This window comes from Stappia sp., from assembly GCF_965276915.1.
GTDB lineage: Bacteria > Pseudomonadota > Alphaproteobacteria > Rhizobiales > Stappiaceae > Stappia.
The window spans coordinates 1491596-1517617 of the sequence record NZ_OZ255709.1; the positions used below are offsets into that span (position 1 = coordinate 1491596).

Annotated in this window: 27 protein-coding genes; 22 read left to right on the forward strand and 5 right to left on the reverse strand. The window is 65.6% G+C overall.

The genetic code is table 11. From position 1 onward, the window contains the following. Nucleotides 1-62: 62 nt before the first annotated feature. From ACQY46_RS06935 to ACQY46_RS06975, 9 genes are all read left to right on the forward strand, one after another. A complete protein-coding gene (locus ACQY46_RS06935; RefSeq protein ID WP_428699531.1) occupies nucleotides 63-1283 on the forward strand; it encodes a phosphopentomutase in 1221 nt (406 codons plus the stop codon). 104 nt (nucleotides 1284-1387) lie between these two features. Further along, the gene (locus ACQY46_RS06940) at nucleotides 1388-2251 is read left to right on the forward strand and encodes a phytanoyl-CoA dioxygenase family protein (RefSeq protein WP_428699532.1); all 864 of its coding nucleotides are present in this window, start codon (nucleotides 1388-1390) and stop codon (nucleotides 2249-2251) included. Between the two features lie 6 nt (nucleotides 2252-2257). Further along, entirely contained in the window at nucleotides 2258-3277 is a 1020-nt protein-coding gene (locus ACQY46_RS06945; protein ID WP_428699533.1) for an adenosine deaminase, read from the forward strand. 133 nt (nucleotides 3278-3410) lie between these two features. After that, nucleotides 3411-4040, forward strand: coding sequence for a uracil phosphoribosyltransferase (gene upp, locus ACQY46_RS06950; RefSeq protein ID WP_428699534.1), 630 nt, complete (start codon nucleotides 3411-3413; stop codon nucleotides 4038-4040). A gap of 125 nt (nucleotides 4041-4165) precedes the next feature. Next, entirely contained in the window at nucleotides 4166-4954 is a 789-nt protein-coding gene (locus ACQY46_RS06955; protein ID WP_428699535.1) for an SDR family NAD(P)-dependent oxidoreductase, read from the forward strand. 73 nt (nucleotides 4955-5027) lie between these two features. Further along, entirely contained in the window at nucleotides 5028-5951 is a 924-nt protein-coding gene (locus ACQY46_RS06960) for a ribokinase (protein ID WP_428699536.1), read from the forward strand. Between the two features lie 148 nt (nucleotides 5952-6099). Further along, the gene (locus ACQY46_RS06965; protein WP_428699537.1) at nucleotides 6100-6612 is read left to right on the forward strand and encodes a retropepsin-like aspartic protease family protein; all 513 of its coding nucleotides are present in this window, start codon (nucleotides 6100-6102) and stop codon (nucleotides 6610-6612) included. A 90-nt stretch (nucleotides 6613-6702) separates the two neighbouring features. After that, on the forward strand, nucleotides 6703-7734 hold the full coding sequence (locus ACQY46_RS06970; protein ID WP_428699538.1) for an aldose epimerase family protein: 1032 nt from the start codon (nucleotides 6703-6705) through the stop codon (nucleotides 7732-7734). Then, nucleotides 7731-8765 carry a histone deacetylase family protein gene (locus ACQY46_RS06975; protein WP_428699539.1) on the forward strand — a complete coding sequence of 345 codons (1035 nt, stop codon included), beginning with the start codon at nucleotides 7731-7733 and terminating at the stop codon, nucleotides 8763-8765. The genes ACQY46_RS06970 and ACQY46_RS06975 overlap by 4 nt, the downstream gene beginning before the upstream one ends. A gap of 4 nt (nucleotides 8766-8769) precedes the next feature. Here the strand turns inward: ACQY46_RS06975 and ACQY46_RS06980 are convergent, their stop codons facing one another. After that, nucleotides 8770-9387 carry an HAD family hydrolase gene (locus tag ACQY46_RS06980; protein ID WP_428699540.1) on the reverse strand — a complete coding sequence of 206 codons (618 nt, stop codon included), beginning with the start codon at nucleotides 9385-9387 and terminating at the stop codon, nucleotides 8770-8772. 196 nt (nucleotides 9388-9583) lie between these two features. Between ACQY46_RS06980 and ACQY46_RS06985 the strand changes: the two genes are divergently transcribed. Beyond that, on the forward strand, nucleotides 9584-10642 hold the full coding sequence (locus ACQY46_RS06985; protein WP_428699541.1) for a phosphate/phosphite/phosphonate ABC transporter substrate-binding protein: 1059 nt from the start codon (nucleotides 9584-9586) through the stop codon (nucleotides 10640-10642). A 44-nt stretch (nucleotides 10643-10686) separates the two neighbouring features. Here ACQY46_RS06985 and ACQY46_RS06990 read toward each other — a convergent pair whose 3' ends face one another. The 3 genes from ACQY46_RS06990 to ACQY46_RS07000 form a co-directional block, all read right to left on the reverse strand. Beyond that, a complete protein-coding gene (locus ACQY46_RS06990; RefSeq protein ID WP_428699542.1) occupies nucleotides 10687-11301 on the reverse strand; it encodes a TadE/TadG family type IV pilus assembly protein in 615 nt (204 codons plus the stop codon). A gap of 2 nt (nucleotides 11302-11303) precedes the next feature. Continuing rightward, complete coding sequence (locus ACQY46_RS06995; RefSeq protein WP_428699543.1) at nucleotides 11304-11876, reverse strand: TadE/TadG family type IV pilus assembly protein; 573 nt, start codon at nucleotides 11874-11876, stop codon at nucleotides 11304-11306. 86 nt (nucleotides 11877-11962) lie between these two features. Then, a complete protein-coding gene (locus tag ACQY46_RS07000) occupies nucleotides 11963-12436 on the reverse strand; it encodes a pilus assembly protein N-terminal domain-containing protein (RefSeq protein WP_428699544.1) in 474 nt (157 codons plus the stop codon). A gap of 416 nt (nucleotides 12437-12852) precedes the next feature. Between ACQY46_RS07000 and ACQY46_RS07005 the strand changes: the two genes are divergently transcribed. The 9 genes from ACQY46_RS07005 (at nucleotide 12853) to ACQY46_RS07045 (ending at nucleotide 21951) form a co-directional block, all read left to right on the forward strand. Next, nucleotides 12853-13032: a Flp family type IVb pilin gene (locus tag ACQY46_RS07005; RefSeq protein ID WP_306026815.1), complete on the forward strand. Its 180-nt coding sequence runs from the start codon at nucleotides 12853-12855 to the stop codon at nucleotides 13030-13032. Nucleotides 13033-13248: 216 nt separating this feature from the next. Further along, nucleotides 13249-13755 (forward strand): A24 family peptidase, encoded by a 507-nt coding sequence (locus tag ACQY46_RS07010; RefSeq protein ID WP_428699545.1) that lies wholly within the window; start codon nucleotides 13249-13251, stop codon nucleotides 13753-13755. A gap of 242 nt (nucleotides 13756-13997) precedes the next feature. Beyond that, entirely contained in the window at nucleotides 13998-14774 is a 777-nt protein-coding gene (cpaB, locus tag ACQY46_RS07015) for a Flp pilus assembly protein CpaB (RefSeq protein WP_306026817.1), read from the forward strand. Between the two features lie 40 nt (nucleotides 14775-14814). After that, nucleotides 14815-16224 carry a type II and III secretion system protein family protein gene (locus ACQY46_RS07020; RefSeq protein ID WP_428699546.1) on the forward strand — a complete coding sequence of 470 codons (1410 nt, stop codon included), beginning with the start codon at nucleotides 14815-14817 and terminating at the stop codon, nucleotides 16222-16224. A gap of 11 nt (nucleotides 16225-16235) precedes the next feature. Further along, on the forward strand, nucleotides 16236-17000 hold the full coding sequence (locus ACQY46_RS07025; RefSeq protein ID WP_428699547.1) for a CpaD family pilus assembly protein: 765 nt from the start codon (nucleotides 16236-16238) through the stop codon (nucleotides 16998-17000). 21 nt (nucleotides 17001-17021) lie between these two features. Next, on the forward strand, nucleotides 17022-18341 hold the full coding sequence (locus ACQY46_RS07030; protein WP_428699548.1) for an AAA family ATPase: 1320 nt from the start codon (nucleotides 17022-17024) through the stop codon (nucleotides 18339-18341). Nucleotides 18342-18389: 48 nt separating this feature from the next. Then, on the forward strand, nucleotides 18390-19922 hold the full coding sequence (locus tag ACQY46_RS07035; protein WP_428699549.1) for a CpaF family protein: 1533 nt from the start codon (nucleotides 18390-18392) through the stop codon (nucleotides 19920-19922). Continuing rightward, complete coding sequence (locus ACQY46_RS07040) at nucleotides 19915-20934, forward strand: type II secretion system F family protein (protein WP_428699550.1); 1020 nt, start codon at nucleotides 19915-19917, stop codon at nucleotides 20932-20934. Before ACQY46_RS07035 ends, ACQY46_RS07040 begins: the two co-directional genes overlap by 8 nt. A 36-nt stretch (nucleotides 20935-20970) precedes the next feature. After that, a complete protein-coding gene (locus ACQY46_RS07045) occupies nucleotides 20971-21951 on the forward strand; it encodes a type II secretion system F family protein (protein WP_306026823.1) in 981 nt (326 codons plus the stop codon). A gap of 160 nt (nucleotides 21952-22111) precedes the next feature. Here ACQY46_RS07045 and ACQY46_RS07050 read toward each other — a convergent pair whose 3' ends face one another. Further along, entirely contained in the window at nucleotides 22112-22933 is an 822-nt protein-coding gene (locus ACQY46_RS07050) for a tetratricopeptide repeat protein (protein WP_428699551.1), read from the reverse strand. A 193-nt stretch (nucleotides 22934-23126) separates the two neighbouring features. Between ACQY46_RS07050 and ACQY46_RS07055 the strand changes: the two genes are divergently transcribed. The 3 genes from ACQY46_RS07055 to ACQY46_RS07065 all read left to right on the forward strand — a co-directional run bounded on the left by ACQY46_RS07055 (nucleotide 23127) and on the right by ACQY46_RS07065 (nucleotide 25910). Then, on the forward strand, nucleotides 23127-24515 hold the full coding sequence (locus ACQY46_RS07055) for a leucyl aminopeptidase family protein (protein WP_428699552.1): 1389 nt from the start codon (nucleotides 23127-23129) through the stop codon (nucleotides 24513-24515). A gap of 115 nt (nucleotides 24516-24630) precedes the next feature. Further along, nucleotides 24631-24981 carry a MarR family transcriptional regulator gene (locus ACQY46_RS07060; RefSeq protein ID WP_306026826.1) on the forward strand — a complete coding sequence of 117 codons (351 nt, stop codon included), beginning with the start codon at nucleotides 24631-24633 and terminating at the stop codon, nucleotides 24979-24981. 29 nt (nucleotides 24982-25010) lie between these two features. Continuing rightward, nucleotides 25011-25910: a C40 family peptidase gene (locus ACQY46_RS07065; RefSeq protein ID WP_428699553.1), complete on the forward strand. Its 900-nt coding sequence runs from the start codon at nucleotides 25011-25013 to the stop codon at nucleotides 25908-25910. Nucleotides 25911-26022: the final 112 nt, after the last annotated feature.

Here is a 26022-nt window from a genome sequence, read left to right on the forward strand (position 1 = left end):
GGTTTTCGGGACTGCAACGGGGCGGGACACAACCGCCCGGCAACGACAAACGGGGAAACCTCATGGCACGCGCGATCCTGTGCGTCTTGGACAGTTTCGGCATCGGCGGGGCGCCGGATGCCGCGCGCTTCGGCGACGAAGGCTCGAACACGCTCGGCCACATCGCCGCCGCCTGCATGCGCGGGCAAGGCGACCGCGAGGGCCTGCGCTCCGGTCCGCTTGCCCTGCCCAACATGACCGCGCTCGGTCTTGCTCGCGCGGCGGAACTTGCCGCCGGCGCGGTGCCGGCCGGCATGGATGCATCCATCGAGCCGATCGGCATTCACGGCGCCGCAAGCGAAACCTCGCGCGGCAAGGACACGCCTTCAGGTCACTGGGAAATCGCCGGTGTGCCGGTTTCCTTCGAGTGGGGCTATTTTCCGGACACGGTGCCCAGCTTTCCGAGCGAACTGACCCAGGCGATCATGCGTGAAGGGGGAGTGCCGGGTATTCTGGGCGACTGTCACGCCTCGGGCACGGTGATCATCGCCGAACTCGGCGAGGAGCATCTGCGCAGCGGCAAGCCGATCTGCTACACAAGCGGCGATTCAGTGTTCCAGATTGCCGCGCACGAGGAGCATTTCGGACTGGAGCGGCTTTACAGCCTCTGCGAGACCGTGCGGGATCTGGTCGATCCCTACAATATCGGCCGTGTCATCGCCCGCCCCTTCACCGGGAAGGACGCGGCAAGCTTCGAACGCACCCCCAACCGGCGCGACTACTCGGTGCTGCCGCCGGAACCGACGCTGCTTGACCGTGTTGTCGCGAACGGGGGCAGGACGCTTACGGTTGGCAAGATCTCCGACATCTTCGCCCATCAGGGCATTTCCGTGGTGCTGAAGGCGGCCGGCAACGACGCGCTTTTCGACCGCACGCTCGAGGCGATGGAAGATGCGGGCGATGGCGATCTCGTCTTCGCCAATTACATCGACTTCGACAGTCTCTACGGCCATCGCCGCGATGTCGCCGGTTATGCCGCGGCGCTCGAGGCGCTCGACCGGCGCCTGCCGGAGCTGCTTGACCGGCTGCGCGATGGCGATCTGCTGATGCTCACCGCCGACCACGGTTGCGACCCGACCTGGAAGGGAACGGACCACACCCGTGAGCGGGTGCCGGTGATCGGCCTCCTCAAGGGCGGCTCGCCGCTCGACATTGGCGTACGCACCAGTTTCGCGGATATCGGCGAGAGCGTGGCCACCCATCTCGGCCTTGCCCCTGGACGACATGGCACGTCCTTCCTCTGATCCTTGGGGCGCGGACGGCGGCGGCGAACTGGAGCGCGCTCCATGATCCCGCTAGAGTGATCGCCAACGACTCGCCCGGCAGATGTCCCGAACCGGAGACGCGCATGACCGCACGGTCCTTTCCCGCCCCCGCCGACGGCGCCCTCACCGCCGAGATGACGCGTGCTTACGAGGAGGACGGATTCCTTGTCCTCACCGGCTACAAGACACCGGCCGAATGCGATGCGCTGCGCGCCCGGATGGATGAGTTGATCTCCGCCTTCGATCCCAGCGAGAACGCATCCGTTTTCGAGACCGGTGCGCAAAGTCATGCCCGTGACAGGTATTTTCGCGAAAGCGGCGACAAGATCCGTTTTTTCTTCGAGGAGGAGGCCTTCGACGGCAACGGACGGCTGACCCGGCCGAAACACGCGGCGCTGAACAAGGTCGGCCATGCGCTGCACGATCTCGATCCGGTCTTCGAGCGGTTTTCCCGCGATCCCAGGCTGTCGCGCACCGCCGGTGATCTCGGCCTCGCCGATCCGCGTCTTGCCCAGTCCATGTACATCTTCAAGCCGCCGGAGATCGGCGGCGAGGTCAATTGCCACCAGGATTCGACCTTCCTGCACACCGAGCCGCTGTCCTGTACGGGCTTCTGGTTCGCGCTGGAGGATGCCGACGAGACCAATGGCGGCCTCATCGGCGGGCCGGGCGGTCACAAGGGGCCACTGCGCCAGCGCTTTCATTATGACGGCGAGGCACTGGTGATGGACTGTCTCGACGAGACGCCCCTTGCCGGAGACGTGCCGCTGATGGCGCCGAAAGGGACGCTCGTGGTCCTGCACGGGCTGGTGCCGCACCGATCCGCCCCCAACCGCTCGCCGCGCTCCCGCCATGCCTATGCCCTGCACCTGGTCGATGCGGCCGCGCGCTGGTCGTCCGACAACTGGCTCCTGCGGGCCCCGGAAAATCCGATGCGGGGTTTTTGAGGACCTATGGCGAATACCTCACCCGCAAGGCCCGTCGTTCCCAAGGCGGAACTGCATGTCCATGTGGAAGGCGCGGCGTCCGGCGACCTCGTCCGCCGGCTCGCCAAGCGGCACCACATCGACCTTGAGGACCTGTTCGGCGAGGACGGGACCTACGATTGGGACGATTTCGCCGGATTTCTATCCGCCTATGACCGGGCCAGCAGCGTCTTCCGCACGCCACAGGACTTTGCACTCCTGTCGGAAACCTATCTGCGCTCGCTGGCCGCCGAAGGGACGATCTACGCGGAACTGACCATCTCGCCCGATCATGCCGCCGCCGCCGGGCTTTCCTATCCCGATTACGTTGCGGGGCTTGCGGAAGGTATCGGGCGCGCGCAGGCGGAAAGCGGCATCGAGGCGCGGATGATCGCCGTCGGGGTTCGCCATTTCGGCGCGCGTGCGGTCGAGCAGGTCGCGACGCAGGTGATCGCGCATCCGCATCCGCTGGTCACGGGCTTTGGTCTGGCGGGCGATGAGCGCGAGGGGCATCCGGCGAATTTCGCCCGTGCCTTCCGCATGGCGGGCGAGGCCGGGCTCGGCCTGACAGCCCATGCCGGCGAATTCGCCGGTCCCGAGAGTGTCACCGCGGCCCTCGACTTCCTGCGCGTCACGCGTATCGGCCACGGCGTGCGCGCCATCGAGGACAGGGCGGTGGTGGAGCGCATCGCGGAGGACGGCATCGTGCTCGAGGTCTGTCCCGGTTCGAACCTGGCGCTCGGCCTTTATTCGACGCTGCGCTTCCACCCGGTCAACCTGCTGCGTCGGGCCGGGTGCCGGATCACGCTCAACTCCGACGACCCTCCCTTTTTCGGCACGACGCTCGGCCACGAATACCGGAGCTGCGCGGCAACCTTCGGTTGGAGCGAGGACGTGCAGCTTGCCCTGACCCGTGATGCCGTCGCTGCCGCCTTTTGCGACGAGGAGACGCGCGGGCGCCTCGCCGGGCGGCTCGAGGCGCATGTCGCGGCCAGGAACGAAAGCTGAGCGCACGGCGTGACGGTGGACCAGGCGTGGCTTCCGGCCTCCCGGCGGTTCCGCTTTGGCCCGGCTTGATCTATGAGACTGAAAGGGCCGGGCGGAAAGGTTCGGCGGCGGCAAGGATGAAAGGCGCGAGACAATGAGCGGAGCAACCGTGATCGATCACCCGCTGGTGCAGCACAAGCTCACCCACATGCGGATGAAGGAGACGTCGACGCAAGGGTTTCGCCGCCTGCTGCGCGAGATCTCCGTGCTGCTCACCTACGAGGTGACGCGCGACCTGCCGATTACCACGATGCAGATCGAGACGCCGCTGCAGCCGATGGCGGCCCCGGTCATCGAGGGCAAGAAGCTGGTCTTCGCCTCCGTGCTGCGCGCCGGCAACGGTCTTCTGGAAGGCATGCTGGAACTCGTGCCCGCGGCCCGCGTCGCCCATATCGGGCTGTACCGGGACCCCAAGACGCTGGAGCCGGTCGAGTATTACTTCAAGGCGCCGGAGGACCTCGCGGAGCGTCTCGTCGTCGTCGTCGATCCGATGCTCGCCACGGCCAACTCCGCCATTGCTGCCGTCCAGAGGCTGAAGGAGCGCGGCGCCACCCAGCTTCGCTTCCTCTGTCTTCTCGCCGCGCCCGAAGGCATCGCCAAGTTCAACAAGGCGCATCCGGACGTGCCGATCTTCACCGCCGCGGTGGACGAGCGACTGAACGAGAAGGGTTACATCATTCCAGGTCTCGGCGACGCCGGTGACCGGATGTACGGCACCAAGTGAGCCGATGACGGGTCGGCGGATGCGAGAGGGAAGGCGCGGCGGTCTTTTATTTTTTCGGTATCCGAATTAAAAAGACTGACTTCCCTGGCACCGGCCGGGGAAGCGTCACCGCGGGAGGTTGAAACATGAGCGCAGGCGAAGAACGGGGGCTCGGGGGCGGCGCGACCTATCCGGACCTGCGCGAGCGGACCGTGCTGGTCACCGGCGGGGGCGGAGGGATCGGCGCCGAGATCGTCCGTCATTTCGCGCGTCAGGGCTCGCGGGTCGGTTTCCTCGATATCGACACACAGGGGTCGGAGCGTCTTGTCGCGGAGCTTTCGGCCTCCGGTGCAACGGTCCGTTTCGCTGCGGCCGACCTGACGGACATCGAGGCGACGCGTGCGGCGATCGGTACGATCCGCGAGGCGCTGGGCCCGATCTCGATCCTGGTCAACAACGCCGCCCATGACGAGCGCCATCGTCTTGAGGATGTGACGCCCGACTATTGGGACAGCCGCATGGCCGTCAACCTGAAGCACCAGTTCTTCTGTGCCCAGGCGGTCGCGGCGGACATGCGTGCGCTTGGCGGCGGCGCCATTGTCAACATGGGTTCCATCTCCTGGATGATCGGGCAGGGCGGCATGGCCGGCTACACGGCGGCCAAGTCGGCGATTATCGGTCTGACCCGCTCGCTTGCCCGTGATCTCGGGCCGGACAACATCCGCGCCAACTGCATCGCGCCGGGTTGGATCATGACCGATCGCCAAATCGAGCTCTGGCTCGACGAGGAGGGCGAGCGCGAGATCATGCAACGCCAGTGCCTGAAACGGAAACTGGTGCCGGCCGACGTTGCCCGGGTGGTGCTGTTTTTTGCGTCCGACGAGGCATCGGCCTGCACCAACCAGACCTATATCGTGGATGGTGGCTGGGTCTGAGTGACAGGTCCCGCGAGTGCTTTTCCGGTGTTCCTGTGCAAAGACTGAAAGCCCGCACGACCGGAGGCCTTTCGTGATCACTGTTTTCGGCTCCATCAATCTCGACCTTGTCGTCTCCCTGCCGCGCCTGCCGGCGCCCGGCGAGACCGTTGTCGGGCCGGATCACCAGTCGTTTCCAGGCGGCAAGGGCGCCAATCAGGCGCTGGCCGCGGCGCGGGCCGGGGCTCTCGTCCGGATGATCGGCGCCGTCGGGCAGGACGCCCACGCGCAAGCCGCGCTCGTCAATCTCGACCGGGCCGGCGTCGACCTTTCCGGTGTGCGCCATCTCGACGGCACCACCGGCATCGCCATGATCGGTGTCGATGCGAAAGGCGAGAACCTGATCATGTGCGCCAGCGGCGTCAACGCACGCGTGGTCGCCGAGTGGCTCGACGGACGGCTGGCGCGGGGAGACCTGCTTGTCCTGCAGCGGGAACTGAGCCCGGAGCCGATCTCGCAGGCCATCGACCGCGCGCGCCTGTGCGGAGCGCGGATCCTGCTCAATGCGGCGCCTTCCGGGGCGGGAGAACTTGCCGGCCTCGTGGGCGATGTCGATGTGCTCGTTGCCAATGCGGGGGAAGCGGCCGAGCTCGCTGCCGCGCTTGTGGGCAACGGATCCCTGGTGCCGGAAGCCCATTGCGCGGCACTTTCCGGGGAGCGCCGTCTTGCCGTCATCACGCTCGGTGCGCGCGGTCTTGTCGCGCAACGGGGCGGTCAGCGCTGGCGGGTTGCCGCCCCGCGCGTCGACGTGGTCGACACGACCGGCGCAGGCGACGCCTTTGTCGGGGCGCTGGCGGCGGCGCTTGACCGCGGGGCGGACATCGAACGGGCGCTTCGCGAGGGCACCGCGGCCGGCGCGCTCGCCTGCAAGGCGAGCGGAGCGCAATCCTCTTCGCCTGACGCCCAGGCGATCGCGACCCTTGCCGACACGCTCGAATGCGAGAGCATCGCGGGTTAACGGGAACGTGCGCCCGTCGTTCGGATTTTCGCCTTTCCGGCAACCTTGCGGCAACCCTTTGCGAAGATTTCGCGCAGGGTTTCACCCCTTGCTAAAACCTGCCGGCGCATGCTTCTCCTTGTCGAAACAGGCGGCCGGGGACAGGATCATGGCGCGCTATATCATCATCGCCGTTGCCGCCATCGCCGCCGCGGCGTTCGTGCCCGACCTCGCCAGGCAGTATCTTGCTGGCCAGGCGGTCGTGGCGACCGCGCGCGAGATGCCCGAGAAGGCGGAAAGGACGACCGGTCCACGCACGCTGGTGCTCAAGGCCGGGCGCGGCGGACACTATGAGGTCAGCGCCCATATCAATGGCCGGCCCGTGAACTCTCTCATCGATACCGGCGCATCGGCGCTTGCCATTCCCGCCGAGGTGGCGCGGCTGTCGGGTCTGGCGCCGCCGGCCTCGGCCTACAAGGTTCGCGTCAGCACCGCCAATGGCATCGTCATGGCAGCGCAGGTGCAATTGCGTGAACTGCGTCTCGGCAGCATCCGCCTTGCCAATGTCGAGGCGCTGGTGATGCCCGACGGCGCCCTCGAGATCCCGCTGATCGGCATGTCGGTGCTTGGGCGCCTTGCCAAGGTGGACATCCGTTCCGGCACGATGCGGTTGATACAGTAATCACGACAGGTGATTTCGGGCGAGGTCCCGTTGTAAGGTCCCGGACAAGGCGGTGTTCATCGCCTGCATTGCTACGGGACACGTCATTTCATGGGCGAAAGGCTCTTTGGCGCGCTTTCTGACGGCGCGCCGGTCCGCTGTATCGGGATTGCCCGCGGTGATCTCTCGGCGGAAATCCTCACCTATGGCGCGGCAATCCGCGATCTCCGGTTTGCCGGACGAAGTGTCGTGCTCGGCCTTGAGACGCTTGACGACTATCTCGCACATTCCCCCTATTTCGGCGCCATTGCCGGGCGCCACGCCAACCGGATTTGCCACGGCCGGTTCGTTCTCGACGGTGAGGAGCACGCGCTCGACCTCAACGAAGCCGGTCGCCACCATCTGCATGGCGGGGTGGCGGGGTTCGGCAAGCGGCTTTGGTCGCTCGCCGATCACGGCGCTGCCCATGTAGAGCTGATGCTGGTCTCGCCGGATGGCGATGGCGGGTATCCGGGCCGGGTCGAGGTGCGCTGCCGCTACGAGATCGACGCGGACGCCTGCTTTCGCATCACCTTGAGCGCCGAGACGGACAGGGCGACGCTTGTGAACCTGGCCGCGCACAGCTATTTCAATCTCGACGGCACGCCGGACATTCTCGGCCACCACCTGGCGATGGAAGCCGAGACCTATCTTCCCGTCACCGACGAGGCGATCCCGACCGGCGAGATCCGCCCCGTTGCGGGAACGCCTTTCGATTTCCGGGTGCCACGCGCCATCGGCGCTGCTGGCGGGGAGGTCACCACGGCCTATGACCACAATTTCTGCCTGGCGCGGGCAGCGGTGGAGGACCCTCGCCCCGTTGCCCGGCTGACCGGCCCTCTGTCGGGCCTTGTCATGGAGCTGCTGACCACCGAGCCAGGACTGCAATTCTACGACGGCTACAAGCTTGCGGTGCCATGCCCCGGCCTGTCGGGCCGTCACTACGGCGCGCGCGCCGGGCTTTGCCTGGAGCCGCAGCGATGGCCGGACAGCCCGAACCATGCCGGTTTCGCCGATGCCGTCTTGCGGCCCGGCGAGCGCTATCGACAGATCACCGAGTACCGCTTCTCCACCCTGCCAGGACAAGAGATCCGCCCGTCATGAAGACCGTTTTTTCCGCCGGCCAACTCGCCCACGATCCCAGGCACGAGATTTCCGATGGCACCCTGAAACCCGCCGTGGAGATTCCGGCCCGCGCCGAAATGGTCCGCGAGGCGGTGCTGGCGCGCCGCCTTGGCGAAATCCTCGAACCGGAGGATTTCGGGATGGAGCCGTTGGCGCGCGTCCATGATGCCGATTATCTCGCTTTCCTGGAGAGCTTCTGGACCCGCTGGACCAATGCCGGCCGCTCCGGCGAGGCGTTCCCCTTCGTCTGGCCCGTGCGCGGGCTGAACATCGATCCCGTTCCCGACCACATCGACGGGTTGCTCGGGCGCTATTCCTTCGACGCCGGGACCCCGATGGGGGAACACACGTTTGCGGCCGCGCGCGCGAGCGCCAATTCCGCCCTGACCGCAGCACGCCTGGTCGCAGGCGGCGAGCGCGCCGCCTTCGCGCTGTGCCGCCCGCCCGGACACCACGCCGCGGCCGATTATTACGGCGGCTACTGTTTCCTCAACAATGCGGCGATCGCGGCGCAATGGCTGCGCGATGCCGGCGCCGAGCGCGTCGCCCTGCTTGACGTCGATTATCATCACGGCAACGGCACCCAGGCGATCTTCTACGAGCGCCGGGACGTTCTCTTCCTGTCCGTCCATGCCGACCCGCGCGAGGAGTACCCCTACTTTCTCGGCCATGCCGGCGAGACCGGCGCCGGGGAGGGAACCGGTTTCACCGCCAACTATCCGCTGGAACTGGGGGCGGACTGGGACGCATGGTCCCGCGCGCTCGATGCCAGCCTTGCGCGTGTTGCGCAGTACAAGCCGGACACGCTGGTCGTCTCGCTCGGCCTTGATCCCTATGAGCACGATCCGATCTCGCGCTTCCGCCTGACCAGCGATGACTTCACCCGGATGGGCGCGCGTCTCGCCGCCGCCGGCCTGCCCACCGTCTTTGTCATGGAAGGGGGCTATGCCGTCGAGGCGCTCGGCGTCAATTGCGTCAATGTGCTGGCCGGTTTCGAGGCGGGCAGCTGAGACCTCAGAAGACGAAACCGAGGTCTCGCAGCGCGCGGTCGAGAGGTTCGGCGCCGGTGAAATGGATCGCGTGCATGCCGATCTCGCGCGCCGCCTCGACATTGGCGGGGCTGTCATCGATGAACACGGTCTGTGCGGGAGCAAGCGCGTTGCGCGAGAACAACACCTCGTAGATGCGTCGGTCCGGCTTGATCAGCCCCTCATGGGCGGAGATCACCACGTCGATGAAATCGTCGGCGAGAAAGGGAAAGCGCTCGCGGCATTCGGCGAATTTCTCGCGCGAGAAGTTGGTGATCGCGTAGAGCGGCACGCCTGCTGCCTTCAGAGCCTTGAGAATGGCGACACTGCCCGGCACCTCGCCGGGAACCATCTCGTGCCAGCGGATGTCCCAAGCGCGGATCGGCTCTTCCTGGTCCGGGCGGCGCGCGATCGCCTCGGCGATGGCCTCGGAGAAGCTGCGGCCGCGGTCCTGTTCCAGGTTCCATTCAGGCGGCAGGACCTCTGCCAGGAACCGGTCGGCATCGTGGTCGTTGCCGAAGAACTCGCGATAGAGAAGGCGCGGATCCCACTGGATCAGCACGTTGCCGATATCGAAGACGACCGTGTCCGGGCTGCGTGGCATGATGGCTCCTGAAGGGATGAGTCGAATCGACCCAAAGATGAGGGCCCGAAGACGAGGGCCCGAAGACGAGGGCATGGTGGAGAAACTGGCGCGACAAGGACGGGCTCGGCAAGCGGTAATTGCGGCCTGGTCGGGTTTCCGGTGTGTATTACGGGTAGTTCACGGCGCGTTTGCAGCTGCCCGGGTCCGGGTCGCCTTGCGGGCGCTGAGTGTGCTGTTCGTGCTGGCTGCGGGAGTTGCAGGCGGTGCGCATGCCCAGGCACCGGACACCGTGGTCGGAGATCCTGGTGGCGGAGATGCGCCGGCCGCGCACGTTCCCTGGACCGGCGAGGTTGCGACACCCGGTGACGGAACGTCGCCGGCGGCCGATACGCCTTTCGATCCGGCCCGTCTTGCGCTTCTGCCGCAATTGCGCGTCGGGCTGGTGCTCGACCCTGCGGCTGGCGACTTCGACCGCGCGGCGCCGTTCCGCGAGGCGCTGGAGCGCGGCTTGCGGCTGCCGGTGCTGCTGGTCGCCTATCGCGACCTGTCGCGGCTGCAGCGCGCACTCGTTGCCGGCGAGGTCGACTATGCACCGCTGTCGGCATCCGCCTATGCGAAGGCGCAGCGCACATGCCGGTGTCTGGTGCCGCTGCTTTCGCCGCGTGCCGCAGACGGATCGGCGGGCTGGCATGCGGTGGCGCTGGTCGCCCGGGACAGCCCGTTGCAGCGGCTTGCCGATCTGGCCGGCACTCGTGTCGCGACGGGGCCGCTGCAATCGACCGGCGCGCGTCGGGTTCCGCTGGCAGCGCTTGCGGCGGAAGGGCTGGACGCCGAGCGCGATCTTGCCGCGCTCGTCGCCCATGCCAACCCGCTGGCGGCCGCCGATGCCGTGCGGCGCGGCGAGGCCGACGTTTCCTTCGGCTGGTCATCCCTGCGGGGCGATGCGGATGAGGGATACTCGCGCGGCACGCTCCGGGATCTTTTCGAGCGTGACGGCACGGCCGCATCGTTGCGGATCCTGTGGGCGTCGCCGCCCATTCCCAACGCCGCGCATGCGGCGCGCGATACGCTGCCGGAGCCGATCCGTGCGGCGATTGTGGAACTCTTGTCGGAAACGGCGGAGGGGGAGGGTGGTTTCGAGGCGGCGCGCGCCATCTCGCCCTTCGGCTTCGTGCCGGTCGAGGCGCAGGACTATGCGCCGGTGCTGGCGACATTCGACGGGCAGGCCGGTTCTCCGGCCGGGCGGCTGCGCCCGCTCTCCCCGCCCAGGTAGCGCATCTGAAGGCCTGTTTCAGCGCTGCTATCGAGGCCCTGATCCTAGTTGCAGCACTCGACGCTGGTGCTCACGCGCGGCCGCAGGAAATAGGTATCGCTCAGCCCGATCGTCGTCGTGTTGAAGACGTCCTTGAGAACATTGGCGAAGGCCGGCTTGTGGTTGTACTCCGCATGGGTGACGACCAGGTAGCTGTCCTTCTGCTTTGCCAGTTCCGCCGGTATCTCTATCGGGGGGGCGGTGTTCGCGCCCCACTGGCTGGTGTTCATCGCCCGGCTCCAGACCACGCGCGGTTGATCCTTCTCCTTGATCCAGACACTGGCCACCACGAGCTTCAGCTCGCCCTCCGGATACGGGTCGAGTACTGCCTTGGACAGCTTCATCAGGTCGTTGACCTCCGAGCTTTTCAACTTGTCCGCCTGCGCGACAAGGTCGGCAACCGAACTTGCAGCCTGGCTGACCTTGCGGTCGAGCGTCAGGGCGGAATTCAACTCGTTCATGCCGAGGAAAAGCACCAGCATGAAGGGCAGGACAAGGGCGAACTCGACCGCGGCAACGCCCTTTCGGTCGCGCGCCAGCGCGAGTGTCAGGCGGGCCGCCGCACGCCGCAGGATACGACTCGGCGCGCCGCGCGTGTCTTTCGGATTGGCCTGATACATCGTCAGTTGCTCGCTTGCTGCGTGGACCAGGGGAATGGCTCGTTGCGGAACACCGTCGTCGCGACCAGGAGGCGGTCGCCGGAGGACAGGTCGCCGTAATTGGTCTTCATCATCGAAGTGAACATCGGCCAGCGATACAGGGCCCGCACGATGACAATCTCGCCCGCTTCGCCGTGGTTGTAGCCGATGTCCGAGGTGACATCGCCATCCTTGATCAGCGGCTTGGACGAGTAGCCCGCGAAATTGTTGATGCGCTCGACATCGATGGTCAGGCGATCCGAGGTGATCGGAAAGCCGGACAGGCGCTCAAGCATCGATTCCTTGAACTTGCCGGCATCAAACCCTTGTGCATGCGCCTGGCCCGTGCGGATCGTGCGGGCGGCGTCGAGCACCGCGTTGCTGAGAACCTGGTCCGCGAAGAAGGCAAGACCGATCTCGATCGTCCCGAAGAGAAGCATGAGGAAAGGAATGGCGACGAAACCGAATTCGATCGCGGTCGTTCCTTCCTTGTCGCGCAAGACCGCGCGGATCGGGCGCAAACGCGCGAAACGACGGGGTTTTTGCTGCTTCGGCATCAGGTGGGCACTCGCTTGTGGCAGGGCATGCGGGGTTCAACGAAGCGGTTCGGAAAAGGGGTGCGGGCGCGGCCACCGCGCCGGCATCAGTTCGTCGCGCCGGCGGCCTTTTCCGACATGTCGTTGCGCTGCGTCGACTGCTTGGTCAGAAGTTCGTAGCCGGCCTCGCTGTCGCCGACCCGGAGCACGGGCTCGCAGGAAGGTGAGCAGGAATAGGTCGAGCGCGCCAGCTTGCGCTGCACGGTGATGACGTCGCCGGTCACGGCGCCGACGGTGATCACCTCGTCGATGATCGGCTCGCCGTCCTTGTCGAGGATGACGAGATTTGTCGTGCCGTAGAGCTTTCCGGTGACGACGACCGTCTGGCGGTCATACATGGTGACGTCGGCAATCGCCGGATTGCCGACGATGACAGTGTCGGCAGGCGCGTCGATGCGAAACACCTTGGCGCGGTCGGTCATGACATGAACGCCGGTTTCCTCGGCAATGGCGGCGCCGGCCAGGGCGGTCATGAGAACCGCCAGCATCGGGGCGCGAAGAAGATCGCGAATTTGCGGCATCGATCTGTGCTCCTCGGAGAAATTCCTACCCGAGCGTGAAGGATATTGGTGAAGGAAGGCCTAACGCGCCCCGCTGCCGGGGGCGTTTTGCGAGCATCGTTAACGTGGCTGGCGGGGTTTCGTGACCGGCCGGGCGCCACTCCGGTTGCAGCGGCGCGATGATCGCTCATCGGATTGGCAGGAGGGGCTGGAGCTGCTTGCGGAGGCCTCGGCGGGAATCATGGTTAAGATCTTTGGAAATGTATTTCCTATGCATTAACTATACTTCTTCTCGTTCAAAGGTTGCTGGGCCGTGCCGTGGAATTTAACTTTGTGGCAAGATGTGCTGCCTATAGTGACATCATCTTCGAACGACCGAATAAAAACAGGTCGGCGAGATGGTGCAGACAAAACAAGTGAAAGTTAGGAGCCAACCAATGAAGAATCTCTTTGCTCGTTTCGCGAACGACGAATCTGGTGCGACAGCCATCGAGTATGGCCTGATTGCAGGTCTGATCGGCGTCGCCATCATTGCCGCGATCACCGCTGCCGGCGGTTCGATCACCGCGATGTTCACCCGCGTTGCTACCGAGCTGAACACCGCCGCCTCCCAGTAAGGACGGCTGTAGCGCTTTCACCGGCTGTCCCGGCAGCGATGCCGGGACGCGTGGAAGTGCCTGATGCGGGCGGCGGGAGCCGCCCGTTTCCGTTTGGGGACCGTTCCGGGGTTCCCGGGCGTCAACCGGCCCTTAAGGGGTCGGGCCTATAAGGGCGGACATGGCCGGTCCTGCAACCTGGCGACCGGCAGTGGCAAGTAAGGGAAGGGGTGATACATGATCGAGGCCGCGCTCCTGGTTGTGTTTCCGTGCCTGGTGGCCTTTGCCGGCGCGTCCGACCTGTTCACGATGACCATTCCCAACCGCGTATCGCTTCTGCTTGTTGCCGGTTTCGCCGTGCTGGCGCCTGCCGTCGGCCTTGCCCCCGCGGCTGTCGGGTTCCATGTGGCTGCCGCCGGGATCGCCCTTGCCGTGGGCATCACATTCTTCGCTCTCGGTTGGATGGGCGGCGGTGATGCCAAGATGATGACGGCCATTGCTCTCTGGTTCGGCCTGACGCCGGCGCTCGGCGATTTCCTGCTGATCGCCAGCGTCTACGGCGCCGTGCTGACCCTTGCCGTGCTTTACTTCCGAACCATCGTCCTGCTTCCGGCTTTCGTCTACAGGGCCGAATGGATTGCCCGGCTGCATGACGGCCGGAACGGCATTCCCTATGGCATCGCCATCGCCGTGGCCGCCCTTCACGTCTATCCCCATTCGATCTGGTTCCGCGCCCTGCTGTAAGGCGATAGACGGGCTCTCGGCGCGTGCGGCATCCCGACTCGTTGCCGTCAGGGATCAAGAAATTAACGAACGATAAACGAAGTCGAAGCTTCGATTTGAATTTGCGAAAAGTTTAAGGCCTGTTCATCAACATTGCTCACACCTGATTAACCATGTCTTGACCATTTGCCCGCAACAGTAATCGCACGATGACCGTTGGCGCATCCGCGTCCGGTCCAGTCCGATCCATGCGGGTAACAGTTATGAAGATCGCGCGTTTCGCAATTCTGGGCGTTTCCCTCGGTGCCGGCCTGCTGGTGGCGCGGATGGTGATGAGCCCCGCTCCCGAGCCGGTTGCCGAACCGGTGATGGTGACGGAGACGGTGGAGAAGGACGAGGTCCTGACCGCGTCGCAGGACATCGGCCTCGGCCAGGTTGTCAATCCGGATGATCTTTCCTGGACAAGCTGGCCGCGCGATCTCGCCCCCGCGACCGCAATCCTGCGGTCGCAGCGCCCCGATGCGATGGCCGAGATGGCCGGCCGCATCGCCAAGGCCCCGCTCTACCAGGGCGAGCCGCTGCGCGAGGAACGCCTGATCAACAGCGATCGCGGGTTCATGTCGACCATACTTCCCAAGGGCAAGCGCGCGATCGCGGTTTCCGTCGAGGCACTGACGGCGGCCGGCGGCTTCATCCTTCCGGGCGACAAGGTCGACGTGATCCTGACCCGGCAGACCGCGGCGCGGTCCGGCAACACCTTCACCAGCGAGACCATCCTTCAGAATGTCCGCGTCCTGGCGATCGACACCACGACGGCCGGCGAGCAGGACGAGAAGGCGCTTCCCCCCGGCCAGACGGCGACGCTGGAACTCGAGCCGACCCAGGCCGAGGTCGTTGCCCAGGCCTCGCAGCTCGGCACCATCGCGCTGGTCCTGCGGTCCGCCCAGGATTCGGCCGACGACGCCGAACCCGCCATCATCGGCGGTGGCGTGAACTTCGTGAAATTCGGCGTTGCCAGCCAGATACAGACACAGCGTTGAACGCGGAACCGGCGCGGCAATGACGGCAAGGAGAACTCGGATGTTGGCTCAACGTTTCTTCCGGATCGGCATGGCGGTCGGCCTTGTCCTTTGCGGGCTTGCCGAAACGGATGCGGCGCGCGCGGACGGCTATCCCAAGTCGCTGACGATCAGCGCCGGTGAACGCGTCGCCGGGCGGCTGCTCAAGGTCGGCCTTGGGCGCTCGGTGGTGATCAATCTCGGCGAGGAAGTGAGCGACGTGATCGTCTCCAACCCCGAGGTCGCGGATGCGGTCGTGCGCTCGTCGCGCCGCGTGTTCATTCTCGGCAACAAGGCGGGGCAGGCGAGCCTCTTCCTCTTCGGCCGGGCCGGCAACCAGATCGCCAGTTTCGACCTCGCGGTGGAGAATGACACGACGGATCTCAACACGATGATCCGCCGCTCCATTCCCAATGCCGATATCACCGCCGAATCCGTCAATGGCAACATTGTCGTGAGCGGCACCGCCTCCAGCACCGCCGACGCGCAACGCGCCGCCGACCTTGCGGCCCGTTTCGCCAAGACCGAAGGCGAGGCGCTGCCGGTGCTCAACATGATTTCCGTCACCGGCAAGGACCAGGTTCACCTGAAGGTCACCGTGGCAGAGGTCGAGCGTTCGATCATCAAGCAGCTCGGGCTCAACCTGTCCGGCACGATCGGCATCGGCAACTACAATTTCGGCTTCAACAACAGCCCGGCCTATTCGGTCAACTCCAACATCGTCGGACGCGGTTCGGGCACCGGCGGTTTCCTTGCCGGCGGCTCGAAGATCAACGCCGACCTGCAGGCGCTGCAGCGCGACGGTGTGATCCGGACGCTGGCCGAACCGACGCTGACGGCGATCTCGGGTGAGAACGCCAGCTTCCTGGCCGGCGGCGAGTTCCCGATCCCGATCGCGGAAGACAACAGCAAGCTCACCGTGCAGTTCAAGAAATTCGGTGTCGGCCTCGATTTCACGCCGGTCGTGCTGAGCGGCGGCCGCATCTCGCTGCGCATCAAGACCGAGGTCAGCGAGATCACCCAGGAAGGCGCGGTCACCATCGGGTCGCTGACCATCCCGGCCCTGAAGGTGCGCCGAGCCGAATCGACCATCGAGCTTCCCTCGGGCGGAACGCTGGTGATGGCCGGCCTTTTGAAGGAATCCTACAAGCAGGACCTGAACGGCGTCCCCGGCCTGATGCAGGTGCCGATCCTCGGCGCGCTGTTCAAGAGCCGCGACTTCCTCCGTCAGGAAACCGAGCTTGCCGTCTTCGTCACGCCCTACACGGTGCGCCCGGTCGCCCGCTCGGAACTGGTGGAGCCAACCAAGAATTTCGCCCCGGCAACCGACGGCGGCACCATTTTCCTGAACCGGCTGAACCGGGTCTACAGGGTCTCCGGCGATCCCGCCGAAGGCGCCTATCACGGCCAGGTCGGCTACATCTACGAATGAGGACCGGTCCCATGCATCGTGCACCCGACAAGCGTCGCGTCGCTCCCGCCAGGCAGGGCAGGACCGTTGTGCCCGCTCTTGCCATTCTCGCCGCCCTGCTCGCTGCCGGCTGCCAGACGCAGCAGCCCACCTCCGACGTCCTGGCGACCAACGATTATCGCCTGCGCCACCCGATCATTGTCGGCGAGGGAGTGAAGACGCTCGATCTGCCGGTCGGCAGTGACATGCGTCGCCTGTCGCCGCAGATTTCCGCGGTGGTCTCCAGCTTCGCCGCCGAGGCGCGTTCGCGCGGCGGCGGTGCGATGGAGATCATCGTCCCGTCCGGCTCCCGCAACGAGGCGGCGGTGCATGCGGTGCTGCCGCAGATCCGCAAGGCGCTGGTCTCCGGCGGCGTTTCCCCCAAGCGCATTGCAACGCGCGGATATCCTGTCCAGGACCCGTCGGCGGCAGCGCCCGTGCGTCTTGCCTATTCCGGGATCCAGGCCAAGGTCGGTCCGTGCGGACAGTGGCCGGACAACATCACCGGCGGTGGAAACGGCATGCGGCACAATCCGCAGCTGAACAACACGCAGTATCACAACTTCGGTTGCGCCAGTCAGGCGAACCTCGCAGCGATGGTCGAGAACCCGTCCGACCTTCTGTATCCGCGCGCCTCCGCGCCGGCCGACCAGATGCGCCGCGGAACGGTCTACGAAAAGTATCGTGCCGGCGAGCAGACCTCGGCCAGCATCAAAGAAGGCGACGGCGCGCGTGTCTCCGACGCAGCCGGCAACTGATACCCGAGAGGAGCTGGACGGATGAACACGCTCGCCTATGACAGCCCGCTCGACGAGGTCGAGGCATCGGATCACGTGGAGGCAGGCAGCTTCTCCACGGATGTGCCGGTCGACACGCTCGACCTGAAGTCGGTACCGCGCATCGCCATCCAGGCGTTCTGCGAAAGCGATGACGTGGCGCGCGCCATCGAGGCAGCCGGCCAGGACCGGCGCATGGCCAAGGCCCATGTCAAGGTTCACAAGGGTGGCCTTGGCGCCGCGGTCGACTTCTACGGTTCGGCGCCGACGCCGAACCTGATCATCCTGGAAAGCCGGATGGAGCAGTCGCGGCTGGTGGAGGGGCTCGATCGCCTCGCCGAGGTCTGCGATGCCGGCACCAAGGTGATGATCATCGGTCACGTCAACGACGTGAAGCTCTATCGCGACCTGATACATCGCGGCATCAGCGACTATCTCGTCGCGCCGATCAACCTGTTCCAGGTGATCAGCACCATCGGCGAGCTCTACGTGAACCCGGACGCCGATCCGCTTGGCCGCACCATCGCCTTTGTTGGCGCCAAGGGCGGCGTCGGCTCGTCCACGATTGCCCACAATGTCGCCTGGTCGATCGCGCGGGTCTATGAGAGCGATGTCGTTCTCGCGGACCTCGACCTTGCCTTCGGCACGGCTGGTCTCGACTTCAACCAGGATCCGCTGCAAGGCGTCTTCGAGGCGGTGTCCTCGCCGGAGCGTCTGGACGAGACCATGCTCGACCGGTTGCTCTCGAAATGCGCAGAGCGGCTCAGCCTGCTGGCGGCGCCGGCGTCTCTCGAGCGCACATACGATCACGGGGAAACCAGTTTCGACGGGTTGCTGGACGTGATGCGCCAGGGTGCGCCGGCGGTGATCCTCGATCTGCCGCATGTATGGTCGGGCTGGGTTCGGCGCGTGCTGGCTTCCGTCGACGAGGTGGTGATTGTCGCCGAGCCGGATCTGGCCAACCTGCGCAACGCCAAGAACATGATCGACACCCTGCGCCAGCTGCGTCCCAACGACGCCGCGCCGCGCCTCGTGCTCAACCGGGTGAACGTCCCCAAGCGCCCGGAGATCAAGGCGACGGAATTCGCCGATGCGCTGGAGCTGGTCGCGGTTGCCGCGATCCCGTTCGACCCGCTGCTGTTCGGAACAGCCGCGAACAACGGCCAGATGATTGGCGAGCAGGACGAGAAACACCCCACGTCCGATGTCTTCGGCCAGATTTCGCAGGTCGTGACCGGCAAGGGCGAGGTGACCAAGCCCAAGGGGCTTGCGCTTGGCAAGCTGATGAACCGTTTCCTGAAGAAGGGCAACGCGGGCGGCTAGATCCGCCCCCCTATCCGGTCTTCGAGACGCAGTTGAGAGCAGGTGATTATGTTCGGTCGACGTGGCGCAACAACAGGAACACCGATTTCCCAGCCCAGGGCGCCCGCGCCGGGGGCCGCGCCGCTGTCGCCCGCGCCTCCGCCCCCCGTGTCCGATCCGGCGCCGGCCGCCTCGTCGGCGCCGCCCGTGATGCGCGACGAACCGGCCCCTGCAGCACCCGCGGTGGCGGTAAAAAAGGCGGCGCCTCCGCCCCCGCCGCCGCCGGAGCCCAAGGCACCGAACCGCTCGGAAGGCTATTACGCGACCAAGGCCTCGATCTTCAACGCGCTGGTCGAAGCGATCGACCTGTCCATGCTGACGAGGCTGTCGGCGGAGGACGCGCGCGAGGAAATCCGCGACGTCGTCAACGACATCATCGCGCTGAAGAACGTGGTGATGTCGATTTCCGAGCAGGAAGACCTGCTGGAAGACATCTGCAACGACGTGCTCGGCTACGGTCCGCTGGAGCCGCTGCTTGCCCGCGACGACATCGCCGACATCATGGTGAACGGCGCCAGCACGGTCTATATCGAGACCGAGGGCAAGATGCAGCAGACGGGCGTCCGCTTCCGCGACAACAAGCAGCTGATGAACATCTGTCAGCGGATCGTCAGCCAGGTTGGCCGCCGCGTCGACGAATCGAGCCCGATTTGCGATGCCCGCCTCGCCGACGGTTCGCGCGTCAACGTCATCGCCCCGCCGCTGGCGATCGACGGTCCGACCCTCACCATTCGTAAATTCAAGAAGGACAAGCTCACGCTCAAGCAGCTTGTCCAGTACAGTTCGATTTCTCCCGAAGGGGCGACCGTGCTGGAGATCATCGGCCGCAGCCGATGCAACGTGCTGATCTCGGGCGGCACCGGTTCGGGCAAGACGACGCTGCTCAATTGCCTGACGGCCTATATCGACTCCACCGAGCGCATCATCACCTGCGAGGACGCGGCCGAGCTGCAGCTGCAGCAGCCGCATGTGGTGCGCCTGGAAACCCGCCCGCCCAACCTTGAGGGCGAGGGCGAGGTGACCATGCGCGACCTGGTCAAGAACTGCCTGCGCATGCGTCCCGAGCGCATCATCGTCGGCGAGGTGCGCGGGCCCGAGGCCTTCGATCTGCTGCAGGCGATGAACACCGGCCATGACGGTTCGATGGGCACGCTGCACGCCAACAGCCCGCGCGAGGCGCTCTCGCGTCTGGAATCGATGATCACAATGGGTGGCTTCACGCTGCCCTCCAAGACCTTGCGCGAGATGATCGTTTCCTCGATCGACGTCATCGTCCAGGCGCAGCGCCTGCGCGACGGCTCGCGCCGCATCACCCACGTGTCCGAGGTGATGGGCATGGAAGGCGACGTCATCATCACGCAGGACGTGTTCCTCTATGACGTCCTTGGCGAGGATGCCAACGGCAAGCTGATCGGTCGCCATCGTTCGACCGGCATCGGCCGGCCGAAATTCTGGGAAAAGGCTCGCTATTTCGGCGAGGAGCAGCGCCTGGCCGCCGCCCTCGACGCGGCCGAAGTCGTGGAGAACGACCATCGTGGCTGACCTTCAGGCGTTCCTCACCCCGCAGGTCACCACCATCGCCGTGGCGCTGCTGGCCGCCTTTTCCATCGGAGGCATCATCTACGCGATCTTCGAACCGAGCCTGAGCGGTCGCAAGGCGCGCGAAAAGCGGATGCACTCCGTCTCCTCGCGCAGTGCCACCATCGATGCGGCCCGCCGCGCCAAGGATGGCGACCGCCGGCGCAAGTCGGTGCAGGACCAGCTCAAGGAATTCGAGAGCCGCGAGAAGAAGAAGGCGCAGAAAGCCGCACGCCTCAGCCTCGAGGAACGCATCGACCAGGCCGGCCTGAGCTGGTCCAGGACGACGTTCTTCGTCTTCTCCGGTATCTGTGCCGTCGTCCTGATCCTGGTCGGTTTGTTCGCCACCGGATCCCTGTACCTGACGGCCGGGCTCGGTTTTGTCGGGGCGCTCGGCGTGCCGCGCTTCTATCTCTCGCGCCGTCGCAAGAAGCGCGTCAACGCCTTTCTCAACGAGTTGCCGAACGCCGTCGACGTCGTCGTGCGCGGCACCAAGGCGGGTCTGCCGCTGGGCGAGTGCATCCAGATCGTCTCGGCCGAGGCGCGCGAACCGATCCGCACGGAGTTCAAGCGCATCGTCGAGGCGCAGACGATGGGCATCACGCTGGCTGAAGCGGTGTCCAAGCTGCCGGCCCGCATGCCGGTCGCCGAGGCGAACTTCTTCGCCATCGTCATCATGATCCAGTCGCAATCGGGCGGCTCGCTGTCCGAGGCGCTGGGCAACCTGTCGAAGGTGCTGCGCGAGCGCAAGGCGATGAAGGGAAAGATCGTGGCGATGAGCCAGGAGGCCAAGTCCTCCGCCGCCATCATCGGGTCCTTGCCCTTCCTCGTGATCGGAGCGCTGTCGGTATTGAGCCCGTCCTACATGATGGTTCTGTTCACCGACCCGGCCGGCAAGATCATCGTCGGCGCGAGCGTGATCTGGATGATGCTCGGCCTGTTCATCATGAAGAAGATGATCAACTTCGATTTCTGATCGCGCGGGCGGCACGCAACCGGACGGACCACGACCATGGGTTTCGACTTCTCCAATCTTCTCTCGCAGCAGATGATCATTGCCGTCCTGACCACGGTGGCGATTGCCGGCACGCTCTACTCGATCGTCGTGCCGCTGTTTGAAGGCGACAAGCTGAAGGGACGGATGAAGTCCGTGGCGCTGGAGCGCGACCAGATGCGCGCCCGCGAGCGCGCCCGCATGGTCGACGACAAGAACAATGCGCGCATGTCCCTGCGCAACAAGCCGAAGAAGCAGATGCAGAGCATCGTCGACCGGCTCAACCTGAAGAACCTCCTGTCCGACGAAGGCACGAAGAAGCGCCTGGTCATGGCCGGCTACCGTGGCACCAAGCCGCTCTACACCTACCTCTTCGCCCGCATGGTGATGCCGGTCATCATGTTCTTCTTCTCGCTGTTCTACGTTTTCGCCGTGCTGCAGCTCGAGCAGCCGGCGATGGTCAAGATCTTCATTGCCTGTGCGGTGGCCTTCATCGGGTTCTACGCGCCCGATCTCTTCTTGAAGAACAAGATCCAGAAGCGTCAGGTGTCGATCAACCGTGCCTGGCCGGATGCGCTCGACCTGATGCTGATCTGCGTGGAATCGGGCATGTCGGTCGAGGTTGCCTTCCGCAAGGTGTCCGAGGAGATCGGCATCCAGTCGATACCGCTGGCCGAGGAACTGACGCTGACCAACGCCGAGCTCTCCTATCTTGGCGATCGTCGCATGGCCTTCGAGAACATCGCCAACCGTACGGGCCTGGAAGGCGTGAAGAACGTCAGCCTCGCGCTGATTCAGGCCGAGCGCTACGGCACGCCCGTTTCGACCGCGCTACGCGTCATGGCCGATGAAAACCGGATGCAGCGCATGCAGGCGGCCGAGAAGAAGGCCGCCGCACTGCCGCCGAAGCTCACAGTGCCGATGATCGTCTTCTTCCTGCCTGTGCTGCTCGCCGTTATCATCGGCCCGGCGATCATCCAGGCGATTGCCACCTTCTGAAGACCGGCGGGGCCGGCCGAACGTCCCGGCAGGCCCGAGCACGGCCCAGGCATGAAATTCTGAACGCAAGAGGCCGCCGGGGGAACCCGGCGGCCTCTTGCGTTCATGTCGTCTTTCCTGCCTCGACGCGCCGCCGGGCAGGTCCTTCGCTTCGGCCCGGTCAGCCTCCGCGCTTCTTCTTCTTGTCGGCGGCGGATATTTCCGCCCATGAGTTGCGCTGCGCGAGCATCGACTTCAGATAGGCGATGTTCTGGTTGGCCTGCTGCGGGTCGATTTCCGAACGGGCCACGTCCTCTGCTTCCTGGAAGCGGCCCTGCAGGCCGATGGCGAGTGCAAGGTTCTGTCGGATCCGGCTGTCCGCCTTGGGGCTGGTGGAGGCAGCCTGCAGGATCTTCTCCGCTTCCTTCACCTCGCCCGCGAGCAGGTGCGACATGGCGAGATTGTTGAGCAGGCTCGGTTCGCCGGGGGCGATTTTCAGGGCCTGATTGTACAACTCGCGCGCCGTCTTGGTCTCACCCATCTGGTCGTGGATTGCGGCCGCCGCCGACATCAGCCGCCAGTCGGGCCGGGTCGGGGTCTGCGCGCCGTTGATGACCTGCAGCGCCTCGGGAAGGCGGCCATTCATGGCCAGCACCTTGCCGTATGCAGCGGCGATGTCGCGGTCGTTCTGATGGGCGATCACCGCCTTGCGCAGCACCGCCTCGGCCTGGTCGACCTGGCCGTTGCGCCGCAACGCGGCCGCGTAGTTGAGAATGTTCTCGCGATCCTTCGGCGCCCGCTCATAGGCCTGGCCCCAGTAGCCGACAGCCTGGGTCGCGGTGCTGGAACCGGGTGCGGCATATCCCTGGGTGGCGCTTGAGTGTGTGCCGACATTGCGCTTCGAGGATGCGCAGCCGGTGAGGGCGACAAGCGCGGCGACAGAGGCCGCGAGCATCAGGCGGGTGGCGACGGGACGTCGCGAACTTTGGCGCGTGGCGGGCATGGTGCCGGGCTCCTCAACGCGAAACGGGATTTGCAAATTGCGCTGTCCCATCAATACGTCGTTAACCCTAATGCTTCGTTAAGCAGACACGGATGACGGCACTCGCGCGGGTGGGCGGGCCAATTGCCGCGCCCTCGCCTTCATGCTTAAACGGAACACCTTGTTCCCTCCCGCCTTGTCAGGATGCCCGCCCATGCGTTCCTCGCTGATTGCCTTCGATCCCGCTTCCACGGCCATTCCCGTCCATCCCGTTGACAAGGAGGGCGCGGCCGGCCTGCTGCCCTCTTTCGGCGAGGCGGCGCGCGTTTATGCCGAGGCAAGCGGCTTCGAAGGGACTTCCGGTCAACTGCTGCTCGTGCCGGACGCGGGAGGGGTGCCGCTGGCGGTGCTTTTCGGCGTGGCGAAGGATGCCTCGCCGCTCGCCCTCGGCGATCTCGCCCGCAAGCTGCCTGGCGGCGACTACCGGTTGGTCTGCGCCCCGGAAGACCAGCATGACGCGGCACTCGGCTTTGCTCTTTCCTCCTACCGTTTCGAGCGCTACCGCAAACCCGCCGACAAGCCGCGGCCGCGCCTGATGGTGGGCGAGGGTGTCGATCTGGAAAGGCTGGGGCATGTTCTCAACGGCGTTGGCCTTGCGCGCGACCTCGTCAACACGCCGGCGAGCGATCTCGGTCCGGCGGAACTGGCCGATGCGGCACTGAAGCTCTTTGCCGATCACGGAGGCCGGGTGCGTGTCATCGAGGGCGATGCGCTTCTCGACGAAGGCTTCCCGATGGTGCACGCCGTCGGACGGGCAAGCGATCGCGCTCCCCGGCTTGTCGATGCGCTCTGGGGCGAGGAGACCCACCCCAAGGTGACGCTGGTCGGCAAGGGCGTTGTCTTCGACACAGGCGGCCTCGATATCAAGCCGTCGAGCGGAATGGCCTTGATGAAGAAGGACATGGGCGGGGCGGCAAGCGTGCTGGCGCTGGCCTCCATGATCATGGCTGCCGGGCTGCCGGTGCGCCTCAGGGTGATCATTCCGGCCGTGGAGAACGCCATTTCCGGCTCCGCCTTCCGGCCCGGCGATGTCCTCGCTAGCCGCAAGGGCATCAGCGTGGAGATCGGCAACACCGACGCGGAAGGCCGGCTCGTCCTTGCCGACGCGCTGGCGCTCGCCGACGAGGACGCGCCCGACCTTGTCATCGACATGGCAACCCTGACGGGGGCGGCCCGTGTCGCGCTGGGGCCGGATCTGCCGCCCTTCTACACCGATGACGAGGGTTTTGCCGCGGACCTGGCGCGCCACGCGGACACCGCCCGCGACCCTCTGTGGCGGATGCCTTTGTGGCGGCCCTACGAGAGCTATCTCGACAGCCGGATTGCCGATATCAACCACATCAACACCAGCGGCGCCGGGTTCGCCGGCTCGATCACCGCGGCGCTGTTCCTCTCCCGCTTTGTCGAGAAGGCGGCCATATGGGTGCATTTCGACATCTATGGATGGAACCCGGCCGATCGCCCGGGTCGTCCCCAGGGCGGCGAGGCGCAGGGTGCCCGCGCCTTGTTCGACCTTCTCGCCAGTCGCTACCCGGGTCGCTGAATGTCGTTGCGTTGCCGGATTGTTTCGCCGTTTTTCTAACGGAACCGAAATGAATTGCCGGTCATGATGCACCGGAAGCGGCCAGCGGGCCGCGCGTTCAGGTGAAGGTGAGGGGATGGGTGTCGACATACGGCCGTCGCAGGCTTTGCGGCTCTGGCACGACGTGACGATGTCGCTGGTGACCGACGGCGACAAGGATCTCACCTCAAGACAGATGGCCATCCTCATGACCGTCTACCTCGAGCCGCCGCCGCACACGGTGCGCGGGCTTGCCTCGCGCCTCGATGTCACCAAACCGGTGATCACCCGTGCGCTCGACACGCTCGGCGCGATGAAACTGTTGTCGCGGCGGCGCGACGAGGCGGATCGGCGCAATGTCGTCGTCACCCGTACGGTTGCAGGGGCGCTCTACCTGGAACACATTGCCGATACGATCGTCGCCAAGGCGGCCGAGATGCCGCGCTGACACGCAGAAGGATCCGCGGGCAGACACACATGGCCGGTACCGATTTTTCCTCTCTCGACAGGCGCCTCCACCCGGTGCGCCCGGACCTTGCCGCAACCCGCTATCGCGGCGTTGTGGACGCCTTGCGATTCGCGGATCCGCTGGCAAAGCGGATTGCGGCCGACAGCGTCGCGCTTCGACCGGTTCCCGACGCGGCGCGTTCCATCGACACCGAGGCGCTCCACGGCGAGGGCTTCGACGTCTACGAGACGCGCGCCGATGGCTGGTCCTGGGGGCAACTGGCGACGGACGGGTATGTCGGCTATCTGCCGACGGAGGCGCTGGGAGATCCGGGCGTAGCCCCGACCCACCGGGTCTGCGTGCCGCGCAGCTACCGCTACCCCGGGGCCGAGCTGAAGTCTCCTCCGCTTGGCCTGCTGTCGCTCGGCGCGCAGGTGAATGTCGTCGGCTCGGCAAAAACACGCGGGCTCGACTACGCCATGCTCGCCGACGGAAGTGCCGTTGTCGCGCGGCACCTGTTGCCGTTCGGCAGCTTCGTTGGTGACTGGGTCTCGGTGGCCGAGGAACTGCTCGGCACGCCCTATCTGTGGGGCGGACGCACCACACTCGGCCTGGACTGTTCCGCTCTTGTCCAGCTCGCCGCCGCCGAGGCCGGCATTGTCGTGCCGCGCGACAGCGACATGCAGGAGCGCGAGGCGGGGGCGGACCTGGACATGTCCGGTGGGTTGCCGGAACTGAGGCGCGGCGACCTGGTCTTCTGGAAAGGGCATGTCGGCATCCTGCGCGACGCCGAAACATTGCTTCATGCCAACGGCTTCACCATGAGCGTCGCGAGCGAGCCGCTGGCGACCGCCGTGGCGCGGATTGCCTCCAGCGAATGGGGTGCCGTGACCGCCTGCCGCCGGCTGGGCAGGGTCCCTCCGGTCTGACCCCGGTGTGTCGGGCTTTTCTGATTTTCTGAAAATTTTCCGCAGACCTGCGTTTTGGGAATTTACTTGCTTTGCAGTATGCGTAATTACCGTGGAATTTCAAACTTCCCTA